Source organism: Vibrio sp. 1159, from assembly GCF_033340395.1.
In the GTDB taxonomy this organism is placed as follows: domain Bacteria; phylum Pseudomonadota; class Gammaproteobacteria; order Enterobacterales; family Vibrionaceae; genus Vibrio; species Vibrio alginolyticus.
In genome coordinates this window covers 28,205-44,871 of record NZ_JAWOWL010000044.1, presented here as the reverse complement: position 1 = coordinate 44,871, position 16,667 = coordinate 28,205, and the positions used below count along the sequence as shown (strand labels likewise).

Sequence of the window (16,667 nt, the reverse complement as noted above, 5' to 3'; positions counted from 1 at the left end):
GTCAGTATTATTTTCATGGTGCGTAGCATGATCCTGATTTCATTGAAAATCAAGCATCTTCAATGATCACGGGTATATCAATAATGATAATAAAATTATAAAGCCCCACTTAGCTAAAATCCGTTTGAGATCATCATTCTTAATACGTGCGCGTATATATATGATTAAAAAAACCAATAAGCTTGCAATTGGAACAGTTACTTGCGCCAAGCCTGGTGAAATGTAATCCAAAAAACTCTCTACAGTTTTGTCTAGAAAAACCATGTAAATGAAAGGTGAGAAAAAAAGCAATAACGCAAGAAGCACACCGGCTGCTCGATCACCGCTTTTTTTATTTCTTTTTTGCATCTCTTCTTTTGTTAAAAATACGTATTTTATATTAGACACTTAAACTCCGTTTTTTTATTAGTTTTATATCTTCTACTAATTGACAGGGGGGCCCTAAAAAGATAACTACTTTGAACTTTGTAGGGGAGCCATATAAAAGGTTAGATATAAGTGATAGTGCTAAAATTATGATTTAAAGGTACCCACGGATACCTTTAAATTTGGTAAAAGTGGGGTTAATTTTTCACCTTAACAAAGAAGTTTGGATTGCCTTTTCGAATTACAAACGGAGTATCTTGGCTTACCAGAGGCTTATCAGATGGAGAGAAACGGTTAAGATGCTCTGCTTTGTAACCCATTGCTGGCACATAGGCTGATACCATATTAGTTTTGATAAATGGTAAGAATGTAGCCGTGTTCAATAGTCCATCAGTCAAACGTACAATGATGTATCGGTCAGCTTTTATATCAGGATTAAATGGAATACCTGATTGTTCTGTCGCATAGCGTACTACATCAACTGAGTATTTAGGGAACAGGTTGCATTCACCGTATTTAGCATCTCCGAGCATTACAGGCCAGCATGCACCACCTTTAACACGGTAAGAACCATCTTTGTAACTGACAAACTCTGTTGGATGTTCCATTTGTTTATTGAAATCAGAAGCGATAAACGTATCAGCAGCAGGCTTTAAGTAGTTAGTTTTTAAGTAATCATCTAGCGCAGCTTTGTTGGTAATATCAATGTTATCGGCAGGAATCCAAGCAATGATTTGAATGAAATCTGCTTGAACGTTACCACCAGCGTTGATGATAGCCGCCATGCCAAGACCGCCCAAGGCACCGATACCTCCATGTGCTAGAAAGCCAAGCCCGGCGCTAGTACCGTATCCAATTTTATTGTCATAGACATCCTGCGCTACTACTGCGTCCTTAATATCAAAAGGTACATAATCAAATCCAGATTTCAGAGATTGCATTGCCACTGAGTCTGACGTGTTTAATTGTAAAGGTGTTGGGTCAATAGCTTTGTTACTCGCACAACCAGAAAGAGCCAAAGTCAATGCGGCCATTGCCGGTACAAATAGTTTCTTCATTTGGTAAATCCTTTAACGTTCCATTTATGTCGTTGATATTTAGATGCTACTACTTTTGGAATAACGCGCAATCATACAGGGTATAGCGGAGTCATTGACATCGTGAAATTATTCAACAAGAGAATGATACGGAACTATGGACCCACATCAACTAGTAATTAAGTATCTGGTATAAAATTCAAACAATTCTGGTCGATATTCATAATCAATCAAAAACGCAAAATGTTGAACTCGTAAGATTTTCAATTCTTGTTTATCATAAGCCAAAATTTTTAAGAACAGGTGAGGTAGAGTGTCAGGATTAACGGAAGACCAACAGCTGGTGGCTGATAGTGACGGCCATACGATGTGTTGTGCGCTGCCTGGTAGTGGTAAAAGCCATACAATGGTTGCCTTAGCAGATAATCTGGTAAATAAAGATCCGTCATACAAATTGCTGCTAATTACATTCACCAAAGCTGCAGCCGAAGAACTCAATGAGCGATTAGCACAGAAGATTCAAGGCAACGGTAAGTATCGAGCCAAAGCTGCAACATTCGATTCTGTGTTCGGACAACAAGTGAGAAATGGTGGACGTAGCACTAAGCGCACGCTTGTTGGTGGGGAACAATATAATTTCCTTGAGCGCGCAATGCGGCATGCTGGCCTTTCAATGGAGATTGACGAAGCGATGAACGCCATTGATACCTATGGACGGATGCTAAAACCAGAACCAATAGGTGGGAAAAGTAGTAATTCGGGTTGGCTTATCTACCAGGCTTACTCTGACCTATTGAAGAAAAATAATTGCCAAGATTTTAACTTAATAGCGCGTTCGGCATACCTGGGCGTACAAAACGGTACATTACCGCCGTGGGACGCAACCCATATACTTGTTGATGAATTTCAAGATACCAGTGACATGCAATATGCGTGGATCCAGATTCACGGTGAAATGGGCGCGAAAATCGTTGTCGTTGGTGATGATGACCAATCAATTTACTCTTGGCGTGGTGCTGCTGGCTATCAGAATATGGTGAATTTTCAGGGGGACTTCAACGCGATAGGTTACGTTTTAAAAAAATGCTTCCGTTGTCGCCCGGAGATACTTGCAGCTGCTAAAAGAGTGATCGAGTACAACGAGGATAGAGTTTACAAGGATATGGTGTCGGGTAGGGAAGAGGGCGGCATTGTAAATTTGAAAGGTTACCTAACGGCTGCAGATGAATTTCAGGGAATGATTGAGGCTATCACTTCTGACAATCGTCAATGGGCAGTCCTTGGTAGAACGAACCGGATTCTCGATGAAGCCGAAGGTTACTTAAAACTGCATGACATTCCTTATCGCCGCTTAGGTGGCAAGAAACTTTGGGATGATAACGTTGCAAACATTGTCCTCAAGTTACTTTGGAGCCTAGTTCGACCTAAAGATACGCGATTCATCAGCGAGATACTTGGTTGGTTAGGAGAAGACGAAGAAGCCATTCAAATGGTTACTCAAGGCCTTGCTAAAAAAAGGTGCTCGTTTGGTGACTTCATGCCACCAGCATGGCTCGATTGGCAACATAGTTCTGAGCAACTGCACTTGCATTGGAAAGACTGGGGAACCGATACAAATACCAAGTCAGACTTGAATGTTCGGGTCAAAGTGATTGTTGACTTCCTTAAAACTCACCGTGGTGGAAAAGGTCGAGAAGCAAGGCTTATCGAATTGGTAGGCGATATTTTAAACAATCTCAATGTTGAGGGCGGTTTTGTAGATCGTGTTGAATTACTCTCAAAGAACTTAGCACCTAGCCCCAAAGGTGTGGATGAAGACACAGAAAGGGGGGTGGTGACGCTTTCGAGTCTACATTCATCAAAAGGGTTGCAGTGGGAACAAGTTTGGATCTGTGGTTCGAATCAAGGTGTTTGTCCATCTAATAACTCACTGGAAGAAGATTCAACTGGAGGTGTACCTGAAGAGCGGCGCCTTTTTTATGTTGGTATGACACGAGCAGTTGATGAACTTTACCTTTCATTCAATAGTGATCCAGACTCTTCTGGAACCGCGAAGAAAAAAGAGCCATCACAGTTCTTGGTTGAGGGCTTCCCAGAAGAACTCGCGCAAGTAGAGGAAAAGCTGGAGTTGTTGGCCAAGCAAAGAAAAGACGAAGAGCAGGAAGCTGCCTAATAACTGCTTAGGGGTGTATTTTCGCACCTCTCTGTTATTTCTCGCGGAGCATTGAATAAGTGGGTCTACATAGTGCTACATAATCAACGTCTTGAGGGTAGGTTTTAGGTGCTTACGCTTTCAACGTGCGTTATGATTAAAAGGTAAATTTCTTCTTTGGCCTTAGCCCATTCCTACAACTTCCCTCTCTTTTGAGAGACTTTGTTGGATTGTTTAAAGAAGAGCTGTGTTTTTTACTCACAACTGAATCTAAAGTAAGCTCGATTGATAACTTTCACTCGTGATAAAACTTAATCTTATGCATGCATAAGTAACTAAATATACTGCCGATTAGCTATCAAGCTTCTCTGTAGTCATTCACAAAATTTGTTCTCATAAGGAGGCTATGACTCTCCTGATGGGAAAAAACTCATAGTGTTCTTTTGATCAAATTTTATTCATTTAAAACTTGTTCGGAGGAAATATTATGGTGTTTTTAGGATTGCTTGCTTTTGGTTTTTTTGTAATTGCTCTGCTTTACAACGGTGGCGTTGCTATCGAGGATAGATACAGAGAGTACAACAAGAACCAAGTAGAAAATGAATCCAAGCGAAGTATTGTTTTAGAAAGCCCACCGATTAATATCCACGGTTTTCTAGTACGTACTCACTCTGATGCTGAGCGTGTCCACAACTTAGAAAAACTAAGTGTAAGATTCGGTAAGCATGAAGGAAAGACTTGGGCTGAAGTTCCAACTGAGTACTTAACTTGGATGGTTCATGAAGATCACAAATACTTGCAAATTGCTCGTGTGATACTTGCTGCTCGCCAGTCTAATTATAAATTTGTCTAACACCTATTAGGTAACCACATTACCAATTAGGTGACGTGGTTTCATTTTATTCATTTAAAGGAGAACACCATGTTACTTTTAGACATTATCGAAGCGATTACTGACGTCATTCTTTTGTTGTCTTAGTAAACGTTCGTACTGTAAGGGTTGAACCTTATAGTGTTATGCACATTTCACTCAGTGAATTAGTCATAACCGTTATGGAGCATACCTAGCATGATGTAAGTTGAAGTTAACGCCTTTGGCATTGCCTTCCCTTACACTTGCTAGGTTTCTCTTTCAGGTCTACCACCTCAAACGTTTTTACGCGAGAGCGTTTGAGGGTAGATCTGAATACAAAGAGAGGCATCCCATGACGACTGAAACCACACCTGAAACTCTACACAGCGCACTCGATACTGAATCAAACGTTTCATTGCATTACCGCGATAACGTAGTGAGCTTCCGTAAGAAAAAACCATCAACCACTATGAACAAAATGACTTCAAAAAGTCATTTGCACCGCTGGGCTCGATACACCGAGCAGCCAGAAAAGTGCGCGGTTGTTGCAATTTCTAGATAGGTCGCAGGGTTTCAGTTCGTCCTAGCTCGTTATCTTTATAACGCGCCTGGCAAGCTGCTTGGGGGAGGCTGACTCTCCCTCGCAGTCCATAAAAAGATAGATTCAATAAACCTGATGGCCAATAACCGTCAGTATAGGCGTTAGGCTGTAACCGTAAGACCTAGCTAGCCTCCGAATTTTTACCTGCACACTAGTTGATTCATTTGCCTACTGGCCTTTCCTCCCCACATTTTGGGATCGGGACTGTTGATGATCTAAGTGCTACCGTGACTTGTCTATTTGGATTCTTTTCCTAACTGACACTATTACTCTGTAATAGCATAAGTCACACCCCAAGTAGCTAATCTCACTACTTTAAAAAGAGATGATTACTAGTCATTGACCAGCTATATAAATGGCCTTCAACCTGTCTTCAAGATAACCACTTGTTGATAGATTTTTACTTCCCGAACTGGTGGAGCATTGTTCTTTACCTTTTTGGGTTAGATACTATATGCTCCGCTTACAAGTTCAAAATCAAGCGTTCTTATGCTTGTAAATAAACAAATCTGTGGAGCAACAAAATGATTAAGACAAACGCTAATAGTGTTGAATTTGGTGGAACATGTGGACGTGATCTTAAAGTAGTTGGTGGTAATAACGGTATGCAACCTTTTGGTGTCGTATCTGTCTGTCAAACTACTTCATGGCGCAAGAAAGATGGACCTGGATTCAATGAGCGTAAAACTTGGATGAACCTGAAATTTAACGACTACTTACTTCAAAAGCTTGAACGTAATGGTGGTTTACTTTCTGGTGACGAAATTTGTGTTAAAGGATTTCTCGTTCAACGTTCTATAGGTGAAGAAGGTCATGTGATTACAGAGATTCAAGTTGAATCTATAGTTTCACATATGCCTAAAGCCTTAAAAGAGTTAGCTAAAGAGGCAGGTTTGAATTATTCAGCTCAACCTCAAAGCTCTGCACAGCAAGCTGGTGGCCAAGGTCAATACAACCGACAACCTCAGCAACATGCACCGCAGCAGCCAGCACCTCAACGTACACCGCAGCAATCAGCACCGCAACAACGTGCCCCGCAGCAACCAGTACACCAAAGTGCACCTCAGCAACCTCAATATAGCGCGCCTCAGTATTCTGCACCGCAACACAACCCGCAGTACACTGATGACCAATACCCGCCAGAACAACAAGGTGGAGATTGGAATGAAGGAGATTTTTATGGTAGCCGTCAACAGTAATAACTCACTGTTTGTCATTGCCATTGAAATGTAAACCTAAACCTAAACTAACCAATTCAAAACAACCCTTTGGGAGAATTACTACTCCCTAATAGGGCTAGTGATCTCCCATTTTTAAACCGACTGTGGAGGTCACTATGTCTACTAACAACTCTTGTAACTCAACCGATCCGAAACAAACAGCAGCTTACCTTAAACGTCGTTCTACACGATTACGTAAGAAAGCTCGTTTTGCCCGTGATACGACTACACATGAACGCCTTTTACATATGGCAGATCGTGCAGTTACTCGCGCAAACGAAATTTACTTTGCTGCTTGTTGAGGTGTTGTCATGGCTAGTTTGATGTTTCAACTTGCAACGAGCTGTAAAGGCCGTATCGAGCGACACCGAACGGTAGGGGATAAAAATGCGCCTAGACGGATGCATATTTATTTTTCTCTTGAGAGCCAACAACGGTTCGTCATGACGGAAGAGAATACAAACCAAGGTCGAGAATTTACTGAACTCAGAGAAGAGCAAAAAGGCAAAAGTCTATGCGCTATTGAAGGGGAATGTATTCAAGAGCTTGGCCTCGAGTAATTTTAGTAACTAAACCAACCTTTAATTAAACCAATCTGCCTAAGCAGGAATAACTCCTGCGTAAGTAGAAGTGTGTTCCTCGTTTAAGCAGAACAAAAATTCTGTGGAGGAATTACACATGCAATACGACATCTTTGGTACTACCGAAACAACTTCAAAATTTCAACCTAAACCACGTCAGTCAAAACCTAAAGCTAAGAAACGCACCGCGCCTAAGAAACGCGTCACTGCACCACGAGCAATGGTTGAAGACAAAGACGGTATCACAATGCGCCATGCCAACGCGTCGCAGTCTATGCCTGATCACATGCTCTTGCTATGTCCTGAGTACGATCCTGCAACAGACGAACTGCTACTTGATTGGGATGAGAATACATTGCTTGAACTATGGGATGGGATGTTACATGAGCACCTTAAACAGCTTCGTCAAACTAAACCTGGCTCAGCGACTCGTGAGGAAATCTTAAAGTGGCAAGAAAGTGAATCCTTTAAGGATTTGTGTGCTGCGATTTGTTATCGACCTGACGATATTCGTGATGGTGTTCTTGAAGCGCTTCAAAACTACGACAGTGCTGCCCAAACTCGTAAAGTCATTAGCATGCTTGTGAAGTTGGACCACAAAGTTGTAGACGAAGTAAATGAAATTGGCTTGACCCCTCGTGAATGTAATTCACGTCGATTTAAAGACCAATTGGCCGACTGGTTCTTGTCTGAGTTTCGCAAATGCAAAACCAGCAAAGCTAAGTGGGTAAAGGTATCAACTTTGATGCATTGTAACGAACTACGTGATCTGGCCAGTAAAATCGGTATGGACATGGCAGGCGTTATCAACCGTATCAAACCAAAAATGTACTTTATTCAGAATCCAGAAGATTCTGAATTCGACGTTTAATTAAACAACCAAAACCAAACAAACCATGCCCAAAGGGGACGGCATAACTTCCCTTTAGGGACAGTTGTGTTTGTCCTTTGCGGGTTTCTAAATCCTGTGGAGGAATTTTAAAATGACTAATACTGCAACTCTTACTGCTCAACCATCTCAAGTAATCTCTCGTGAATCAGCTCGCCAAATGTCTAATGAACAATTGGTGAAATTGTTGGAACTTAAAAACCCAATGATAGAGGACATTGTTTACAGTGACCCTCGCTGGAGCGAAATGGAACTGGTAGATGCCGGCGAAGTATTTGCACCTCACATTCCGAAAGGCATGTTCAAAATTGCCCGTCCTAAACATCGCCATCCAAAATGCATCGATTCGAACCCGACTTACATCCCTCAAAGAGATGTACTTCGTTCAATCCTTGCTTGGTGGTGTGCTCCAACACGAAAGCTATCGCTATTCATGTTTGGTGAAACAGGTACTGGTAAAACTGAAATGCTTCTTTGGTTTGCTGACCGTATGAACTGGCCAGTGTCATTAACAGCGGTGAACGAGAGTATGCGACCTGAAAAGGCTCAAGGCTCTTACATTCTGTTCAATGGCAAAACACCTTACCGTTACGGTAGCGTGGCAAGTGCTATGAAGTACGGTTGGTGTCAGATTATGGATGAATGTGATAAAGGTTCGGGTGATTTCCTGAGCAAGCTTCACACTCCTGCTGAATACAAACCTTGGCAATTAGATGATACAGGCGAAATCATTACCCCACATAAAAACTTCCGTTTTTGCGCAACTGCAAACACGAATGGTGGTGGTGACATGACAGGTAGATACCATACCTCTCAACGTCTTGATGAAGCTTTCCGTCGTCGTTTTGCATTCGTGGAATGTGATTATCCATCTGCTGCTGTTGAAGATAGTATCTTGTCTGCAAGTTACCCTGACATCAGCAAATCCACTCGACATAAGATGATTAAGTTGGCTGGCCAAATGAGACTTGCACTTCGTGCACCTCAACTGGAAGCTAAAGCGACCACTCCGGAAGCACTTAATAAACTGGGTCTGCCAGATGAACGTCTGTCTTGTGCGTTTTCTACCCGTGTTTTAGTTGCATGGGCTGATTACATGACAATCTTCGGTGTGAAGAATGTTCCGTTGAAAGAGTCTTTTGACTTTGTATTCGGTAACAGCCTTGATGAATCAGATGAACCAGCGGTTTATTCGATTGTTCAACGTATCTTCGGAGAGTCATTCGACCATCCTGATGGTTGGAACGAGGCTAAAACATCGGGAAAGTAAGTGAGGGAACTGCTCAGGAGAAGGACTATTGTTCTTCCCCTGAACAGGATGTTTCAAGTGTTAAATTTGAATGCTATGGAGCAATCCGACCGGATGGTAAGCAGAAAACTTGGTCTATTGGCCTCGATGATCGCGGTGTCCATACCTGGTTCACTGAGCCAGGCGGTTCCCAACTTGTGTATTACTTCAAGCCATTAATTACTGACTTTGATGGGTCATCAATTAAAGCTGATATATATGTGACCAAGAAAGTACGTGAAAAGAAAGGAAAAGGTTATGTCTCTATAGGGCACATGACTTTTGACGCTCAGACACGTTCCTTTGTGCCACAACCTTAAAAATTAATCCTATGGGGATGCTTTTTACAATCTCCCCATAGGGGCTGATCTGTGACTGGTATTCCTTGGGTTGATTTGAATAACCAAACCAAACCAAACCAAATAATATTCTGTGGAGGAATAACCATGTCACTATCAACTACAACTAACTCGTCTGCTATCGATCACGCAACAGCGGCTACCCAAGAGCTGTTGGATAACCACAAACAACTTAAAGAGGGTTGTGTGATTATCGGTTACGAAATGCGTAACTGGAGCGGTAAGAAGACATTTAGTGAAGGTAAAGTAACAGCGCTTGACTCTGGCGGTAAAAGTGTTGAATTGCCTGACGATCTAGTTTCACCGGGTCGTAAGTCACTTCTAGATACAAGGACACACCTGAGCTTCTGTAATAAGTTCGCTTCTCGTTTTGGCCGTTTGTTTAATAAGTACGGGGTTAGATTTATGGGCAACCATTTATTATCCGACTCATCGCTTATCGAATTGCTTAAAGAAGCAGAACCAATGGTTGAAGAGTATGAACGTGAAGTTGATAACTTCTGTAGTAAGTACGAACAACTGATTGCAGATTGGTGTCAATTGCATCCGGGATTGGAATCTGTCATTCGTGATGGATACATGACTGTTGAGGAAGTTCGCTCTCGTTTCCGTCTGCGCATTTACAAACCTGTTCGTTTTACCCCTCGTGTTGAAGAAGATCTGGCAGATATTGTCGGTGAAGCTGCAGCACAGTTGTTTGAAGATATCGCTAAGGAAGCGCAAGCTCTCCTTAAAGACTCTTTAACAATCAAAGATGGGCAAGCGAAAGGTTCTCGTAAAGAAGAATGTACTCAAGACATAAAACGTCCACTGCGTCGCCTACGTGACAAAGTGTTCTCTCTGTACATGCTTGACCCGGTATTTGAAGGCGTTGTCGATATGTTTGACGACTTGCTTGATAAGGCTCTACCGAACACAGGCAAAATCAGAGGCTCGCATTTCAGTAATCTTATGGCACACGTCATGATGATGACTGACTCACACAAACTTAAGCTACACGCATCAGGTATTAACCAGATTGCAGCGAAGGTAGCCGAAGTGGAAAGTGAGCAAGAGGAAGAAGAGCAATCAACTACGGCTGCAAATAATGCGTCTCAAGTTGATACCGGTATCGATGATGTCGAAGCTGAACTAATACGTCAGTTAGAAGAAATTCGTCGTAAAAAAGCCGAAAATGCTCAGACTCCAGTTGTTGAAACCCCTGTCGTTGAAAAACCGCAGGAAGTTCAATCACAGCCAGTTGTTGAAGAACAGCCCGTTGTCGAACCACAACCTACTGTTGAACAAGCTCCTGTAGTAATGCCGGCGCCAAAAGTTGAGGTACCTGTCTCTATGGAAGAACCACTCGAAGTTGAACAAGCTGAGGCTTCGTTTGACGATGTGGTACTCGCAGAAGACGGTATTACAGTAGATCTTGATGCATTTGATTCATTTGAAAATGTTACACCTGAGACACCAGTTTCTGAGCCACTTAACGTGACTACTTCTGGTTTCTTCTTCTAATAAAACCTAACCCACAAGGGGAGTTATGCTTCCCTTTGGGTTGTATTTCTCCCTGTGGGTTGTCTACAAACCAAACCACAGTGGAGGAATATCCTTATGTCAATTAATACTGCTGAAAGTGCAATCTCTAAACCAGAAAACCCTGCGTTAGTAATGCGTCGTAAACAAGCACTTATACGCAAGTTTACTTTGCTTCAAACGATGAATACTGGCCGCAGCGTTGGTGTACAAATCCAAGGTACAAAAGCTTGTACTTCGGGAAAGATGACCACTTTACCGCTAGGTAATATGGAAGACCCTGAGTACTTAGACATGCTTGAAGGTATGATTGATCATGAAAATGGTCACTGTAAGCACACTGATTTTACAGAGTGGTACAGCATCAATAATAAGATGGTCAGACGCCTTACGAATATCTTTGAAGATGTTCGTATCGAGAAGCTTGTCGGGCACGAGTATCCTGGAGCTAAGACCAACTTATTGAAGTTGGTTCAGGTTGCAATTAAACGCGGTCTTTTTAGCGCACCATCACCACAAGATGACCTTGTTCGACTGGTACAAAAATACATTTTGTATACCGGACGTTACAAGCATCTTGACCAATACCCACTTAAAGAGTTCTCCCAAGATGCTGCATTTTGTCTTAGTCGCGCATTACCAAATGCGTTTCCAAAGTTAGAGGCCATTCTTACCCTGTCTGCTAGTGACCAATCAACTGTTGACGCTCGTCGTCGTGCAGAAGATGTTCTAAAGGTTCTGCAGGAAGAGTTTGAAGACCAACAGCAACAAGAGGAAAAACAAGATCAGGATGAAAACCAACAGCAACAAGAGGAAGAACAAGATCAGGATGAAAACCAAGATGATCAATCTGGTGGATCTGATTCAAACTCTGAAGTTGAGGACGAACAGTCTGAATCTGAAGTCTCTGATGAATGTGATAATTCTGATGAAGAGGGTGATGAAAACCAATCTGGTCAATTGGACACAGATTCTAATGATGATGCCAACAGCGACGGTTCTGAAAGTCAGTCAGAAACTGACAGTTTTTCTAATCAGGCAAGCTCTCAAGAAATTGAAAAAGCGATTAACGCCGATGAAGACGACTTATTGGAAGACATGCATGACGGTATTCGTCGCATGATGGAAGATAAGGCCGAAGAAAATGAAGAACAGTTCAAAGAAGAGTCTGGTGATAGATACTCAACGCCAACTTTAGCGTTTCGTTGTGATAAATCGCCACTTACCGGAGGTATTCCATTCTGGATGCCAAAAGCTAGACAACAATCACAGCGGGTAAAACTGGTGCTTAACAGCATTTTGAATGACCGCAACCGAGTTAAGCGTAGTTATGAAAATACCGGTACCGAAATTTGTGCAGGTACTCTTTGGGGAGTTTCTGCAGGAAATAACCGAGTTTTCAAAACTGAAACCATATCCAAGTCGCCTAACACCGCTTTTTCAATCTTGATTGACCGAAGTGGTTCTATGCAAGGTGGAAATATGGATATGGCCAATGTAGCTGCATTTGCAATAGGTCAAGCGATTGAGTTCATTAAAGGCGCGGAATGTGAAGTACTTTACTACCCATTTTACGACCCGGCTCGTCAAGATGGATTCGTTCACATTGCTAAGTCATTTAGTGAGCGTATGAACTCTGTTGCGACTAGAAGTTTCAACGTCCGTGCTGATCACGGTACACCGACGGCTGAAGCGCTTCAAGGTGCAACTGCTCGTTTAGCTTTACGTAAAGAACCAAATAAAGTGCTTTTCCTAATTACGGACGGACAAACCAGCGGTGCTACGGTACAAGCTGCTTTGCGTGAATGTGATGTTATGGGAATAACCGTTATTGGTATCGGTATTGGAACTGGTCAATTGGCTGGCTTCGAACATCGACCATACTTTGCGATTAAGAGTGCGGATGAATTAGCAAACTCGCTATTCACCTACTTAAGAACATACTATCGCGGATAAACCTCTAACCAAGGTAACCGCAACAAATAACCAAACCCAGAGGGGCGACATACCTGACCCCTTTGGGGATCAGTGTGTCAATCCTCTACAAACAACAATTCTGTGGAGGAATTACCATGAAAGTGACTATCACTGAGAAACTAACCAATGGCAATTATGTGAAAGCTGCAACAACTGTCATTGACGGTCGTGAACAGATCTTATTCGGAAAAATGCTTTCGGGTCCTGGCTTTGCCAATTTCCTGAGTCAATTTGAAGAAGGTATGAATCGTGTAACGATTGTTGAAATGTCTAGTTCGGCATTCAAGATGAAGGGCGTAATGAAGCTTGAGAAATCAGCTGTTGCACCGAGTAATCACAGTGAAGAAGTAGTGGCGTAAGCCACTTACTTTTTTCATTTCAACTGTTGCCGTGGGGACTACCAAAACTTCCGGTAACAGGGGGTTTTGGAGTCCCTACGGGAATTCAATTGTACGATTATTCGGAGGCAACCCATGTACGCACAAGGCCAATCAAAAATAGAAAAAGTTCGCGCAATCGCGGATGGTAAGTGGGACTTAGTATTTGGAGCATTTCCTCAGCTATCTACTGCCATCAAGAAAGCGCCACAACAAGTTCCATGCCCAGTTTCTCCGGGTGCTAAGAAAACCTCTACTCAGTTTCGATTCTTCAAGGATTGGGTTCAAACGGGAGGGGCGTACCACAATAAAGACGGCGCTATGCCTGATGGTATTGAGGTTATTAGCTGGATTGAAGGATGTAGCAAGTCAGAAGCAATGGATACGATCGTCAGCATTTTAGGTGGCGATATATCCCAAGTTTCAGATGAACAAATCCGATGGAAACAAAAACAAATGCAGCAAGCTCGCGAGCAGTACTGTGATGAAGAAGAAAAGCTTAAGCGCATGAACCGAGTTCGTGGCGTGGCGCAAACTTCTATTCCTGCAGCAAAAGCTCCTGAGCTACACGCATATCTACGTAGCCGTGGATTGAAAGGTGATTTTTCTAAATTGCCTGACACTATTCGCTATCACAACCGACTGCGTTACCCAACTTCGTTCCGCGAAGAAGGTGATAACCGTAGCCCTTGGTATTCCGCAATGTTAGGCACATTCAGAGATAAAGATGGAAATAACTGTTCTTTGCATCGCACATTTCTCTCTAATGGCAGAAAGGCTCCGGAAAAGAAAACCAAGCTTTTGATGTCTCCACCGTGGGATATTCGAGGCGGTTACATCGCTATGGATGATCCAATCGTTTACGAAGCAGAAGACGGCCTAGACTTGGCTATCATCGGCTACTGTGAAGGAATGGAAACTGCATTAGCGATTCGTGAAGCGTGCGGTATACCAATGCGTCCTCACTACTCGAGCTCATTACTGAAACTAGCCAGTGGCGTAGTTGTTCCGGGAGTTCCTAAACACCGTACTCTTATTACTCTTTGGGGTGATAATGATCGTTCTGGTGATGGTCAATCGACAGTGCATAAATTGGCTGAAAGATTGAGAGAAGAGGGTTACTTGGTGGAAGTATTCGTTCCGGACTATGAAATCCCAGAAGGTAAATCTTCTGTGGACTGGCTGGACGTCTATGTCGAAGAAGGTGCGGTAGGTTTTCCTATCGAACTGAGTCCAAGCGTAGGTATCAACGCGTTTTAACTAAACTGCGATGCTCTGTCATCGCCTTTACCCACAGGGGAGCATTTTTCCCCTGGGGGATAAGTGTTTCCTGTTATGAGGAAATACAGCATGCAAGCTTCAAGACATGTTTCAGATTACTATTTCAATATCTACTCTGCTGGCCAACAGGCTCATGCGGATAAGCAGGACCGTCGAAATGATTGTCCATACCCGGTGTTAAGTCATCAGAGAGTGGTATGGCAAAGTGGTTATGACGATTCAATGGCATTAGATCGGGAGGCCGTTATTTAAAGAAAAATAACACTCACCGTTGTTCATCAACAATGAAAACCTACTGAAATCTAATACAAGGAATCAAGATATGACGACTCAACACGATCCAATTGAAATGAAATTTGAAGAATGGTTCGGTAAGTACAAACCAGTAGCTAACCCAACAGGTGACAGCTTCGTTCAAGTTGACGATGTTTGTTATGCGTTTGGTTTGCATGGTGCGGATTTAGTGAAAATTCAGGCGGCTGACCCAAACTGTGTTTGGTCTCTTATAGAAAGCGATGATGTTGACTACGACGATGATGATGAAGACCGGGATACGGTATTGATTATCTCTGACGGTTTTCACAGAGTGAATGTAATGGGCTATTTAATCACAGAGGTTCCCGCTGATCCCAAGAGCTTCTATGAAATTAGCTACGATTGACAGTAGCTTCGTCCTGACCCTTTTTCCCTAATGGATTAAGGGTTAGGCACCACCATTTAAGTAGGACGCATTAGCGTCCTTCTGGTGGTTTATTCGAGAGTTCTGAGCGCAGAGCTGCCGAATGAGTCATCCAATGGCCCCGCCGCGTCGAAAGACGTGCCGAATGAAAAACCATACCCTAATAACTTCCTCAAATCTTAGCTTTGCTATCTTCCACATCCTCCTTGGATGCCTGGATGTTGAGTTTGTTTTTAGGTTCGTTAGCCAGTGAAATTCAAAAACTATTTGAAACTAACCGGGCGGCAATAAGTAGAAGATAAGCACTACTCTAAAATCGCTTTCATAACGTCACAACGTAACGTTTTGACATGCACAAACTGTCTGTTTGTTAACCACATTCAGATAGACATTTCATAACACAGCCATTGGGCCACATAACGCCAATGGCGCATGTGGTCTATCCCTATATTTCGGAGGCACACATGTACAAAATAATTAAGAAATTTCCAACCTTTGCATTACTTACCATCATTGCTCTTCTAGTAGCCGCTTGTATTAAAGTCGTAGACATTTATTACGAAAGTGGTCTTGTTGGTGCTTCGTGTTTTGCCATATTTTGCATCATCTTTTTTAGATGTTTAGCAAGCTTGGTAGATAACTCAAAAGCAAAATTTGAACTAGAAGGTGCTCGATAATGAATAATGCAGTAAATAACCGATCAATTCTTTTCGCTTGGACAGATATCGAATCTGGTGGTCTAGATGGAAAGTTAGAGAGTGGCGAACTAGGTATGCAGGTTTACCCGATACTCGAAATTGCTATTCACTTAACGGATACTGATCTAAACATCATCGATGGTGAAGGTTTTAGAGCTGTTATCCACCATTCGGAAGATATTCTAAACGCTATGGACCCGTGGAGCATCGAACAGCACACCAAAACTGGTTTGTTGGATGAAGTTCGCCAGTCAGTATTAACTCTGGAAGAAGCGGAACATATGGCATTAGAGCATCTAAGGAAACATAACGCTGAACCCTATAACCAGAAGGAAAAGCGTGGGACAGTAATGGCAGGCAATTCAATTAAATTGGATCGCAATTATCTATGCTGTCAAATGCCACAACTTCATAGGTATTTTCACTATCGTCAAGCTGATGTATCTGCTATCGCACTCTTCGTAAGAGAGTGGCGCCCAGATATTGAAGCATCCGTTCAGAAGAAATATCAACACCTGGCAATGGAAGACCTGCGAGAGTCCATCATGGAGGCGAAAGTCTATAAAGACCGACTCTTCAATAAGGACGCTGTAGTTTCAAAGTCTGGGATCACTGATATATTGGGCTCCATTAAGTTTTTGGCCGAGGATATGGAACGCGCAGTAGAGCGTTTTAATTTTGATGACGCTAAGTATCAAAATGATCCAGATATTCAAATTCTTAAGAGGGACTTAATGAACCTTCTCGATAGACAAGTTGATCTGGCCAATGATGTTACTCAAGGTTAA

The 16,667-nt window shown here is 42.5% G+C and carries 18 protein-coding genes; 16 read left to right on the top strand and 2 right to left on the bottom strand.

Annotated elements, in window-relative coordinates:
• Positions 1–66: 66 nt before the first annotated feature.
• Complete coding sequence (locus tag R7127_RS23445) at positions 67–387, bottom strand: hypothetical protein (RefSeq protein ID WP_318148592.1); 321 nt, start codon at positions 385–387, stop codon at positions 67–69.
• Between the two features lie 176 nt (positions 388–563).
• Positions 564–1,424 (bottom strand): hypothetical protein, encoded by an 861-nt coding sequence (locus tag R7127_RS23440; protein ID WP_318148591.1) that lies wholly within the window; start codon positions 1,422–1,424, stop codon positions 564–566.
• Between the two features lie 292 nt (positions 1,425–1,716).
• Between R7127_RS23440 and R7127_RS23435 the strand changes: the two genes are divergently transcribed.
• From R7127_RS23435 to orn, 16 genes are all read left to right on the top strand, one after another.
• Positions 1,717–3,576, top strand: coding sequence for an ATP-dependent helicase (locus R7127_RS23435; RefSeq protein WP_318148590.1), 1,860 nt, complete (start codon positions 1,717–1,719; stop codon positions 3,574–3,576).
• A 466-nt stretch (positions 3,577–4,042) separates the two neighbouring features.
• Positions 4,043–4,408, top strand: coding sequence for a putative quorum-sensing-regulated virulence factor (locus R7127_RS23430; protein WP_206953781.1), 366 nt, complete (start codon positions 4,043–4,045; stop codon positions 4,406–4,408).
• Positions 4,409–4,760: 352 nt separating this feature from the next.
• Positions 4,761–4,970 carry a hypothetical protein gene (locus R7127_RS23425; protein WP_206953782.1) on the top strand — a complete coding sequence of 70 codons (210 nt, stop codon included), beginning with the start codon at positions 4,761–4,763 and terminating at the stop codon, positions 4,968–4,970.
• A gap of 563 nt (positions 4,971–5,533) precedes the next feature.
• Positions 5,534–6,208 carry a hypothetical protein gene (locus tag R7127_RS23420; protein WP_206953959.1) on the top strand — a complete coding sequence of 225 codons (675 nt, stop codon included), beginning with the start codon at positions 5,534–5,536 and terminating at the stop codon, positions 6,206–6,208.
• 137 nt (positions 6,209–6,345) lie between these two features.
• Positions 6,346–6,531: a hypothetical protein gene (locus tag R7127_RS23415; protein WP_206953785.1), complete on the top strand. Its 186-nt coding sequence runs from the start codon at positions 6,346–6,348 to the stop codon at positions 6,529–6,531.
• A 9-nt stretch (positions 6,532–6,540) separates the two neighbouring features.
• The gene (locus tag R7127_RS23410) at positions 6,541–6,789 is read left to right on the top strand and encodes a hypothetical protein (protein ID WP_318148589.1); all 249 of its coding nucleotides are present in this window, start codon (positions 6,541–6,543) and stop codon (positions 6,787–6,789) included.
• A gap of 118 nt (positions 6,790–6,907) precedes the next feature.
• The gene (locus tag R7127_RS23405) at positions 6,908–7,681 is read left to right on the top strand and encodes a hypothetical protein (protein ID WP_206953789.1); all 774 of its coding nucleotides are present in this window, start codon (positions 6,908–6,910) and stop codon (positions 7,679–7,681) included.
• Positions 7,682–7,793: 112 nt separating this feature from the next.
• Positions 7,794–8,969 carry an AAA family ATPase gene (locus R7127_RS23400; protein WP_206953794.1) on the top strand — a complete coding sequence of 392 codons (1,176 nt, stop codon included), beginning with the start codon at positions 7,794–7,796 and terminating at the stop codon, positions 8,967–8,969.
• A gap of 464 nt (positions 8,970–9,433) precedes the next feature.
• The gene (locus tag R7127_RS23395) at positions 9,434–10,849 is read left to right on the top strand and encodes a DUF3150 domain-containing protein (RefSeq protein WP_206953796.1); all 1,416 of its coding nucleotides are present in this window, start codon (positions 9,434–9,436) and stop codon (positions 10,847–10,849) included.
• 96 nt (positions 10,850–10,945) lie between these two features.
• Positions 10,946–12,823 (top strand): VWA domain-containing protein, encoded by a 1,878-nt coding sequence (locus R7127_RS23390; RefSeq protein ID WP_318148588.1) that lies wholly within the window; start codon positions 10,946–10,948, stop codon positions 12,821–12,823.
• A gap of 116 nt (positions 12,824–12,939) precedes the next feature.
• Positions 12,940–13,203: a hypothetical protein gene (locus R7127_RS23385; protein ID WP_318148587.1), complete on the top strand. Its 264-nt coding sequence runs from the start codon at positions 12,940–12,942 to the stop codon at positions 13,201–13,203.
• Positions 13,204–13,317: 114 nt separating this feature from the next.
• On the top strand, positions 13,318–14,481 hold the full coding sequence (locus tag R7127_RS23380; protein WP_206953799.1) for a toprim domain-containing protein: 1,164 nt from the start codon (positions 13,318–13,320) through the stop codon (positions 14,479–14,481).
• Between the two features lie 90 nt (positions 14,482–14,571).
• On the top strand, positions 14,572–14,754 hold the full coding sequence (locus tag R7127_RS23375) for a hypothetical protein (protein WP_318148586.1): 183 nt from the start codon (positions 14,572–14,574) through the stop codon (positions 14,752–14,754).
• Positions 14,755–14,824: 70 nt separating this feature from the next.
• A complete protein-coding gene (locus R7127_RS23370) occupies positions 14,825–15,163 on the top strand; it encodes a hypothetical protein (RefSeq protein ID WP_206953801.1) in 339 nt (112 codons plus the stop codon).
• Between the two features lie 482 nt (positions 15,164–15,645).
• Positions 15,646–15,858 (top strand): hypothetical protein, encoded by a 213-nt coding sequence (locus R7127_RS23365; RefSeq protein ID WP_206953802.1) that lies wholly within the window; start codon positions 15,646–15,648, stop codon positions 15,856–15,858.
• Positions 15,858–16,667, top strand: a complete 810-nt coding sequence (gene orn / locus R7127_RS23360) for an oligoribonuclease (RefSeq protein ID WP_318148585.1) — start codon at positions 15,858–15,860, stop codon at positions 16,665–16,667. Before R7127_RS23365 ends, orn begins: the two co-directional genes overlap by 1 nt.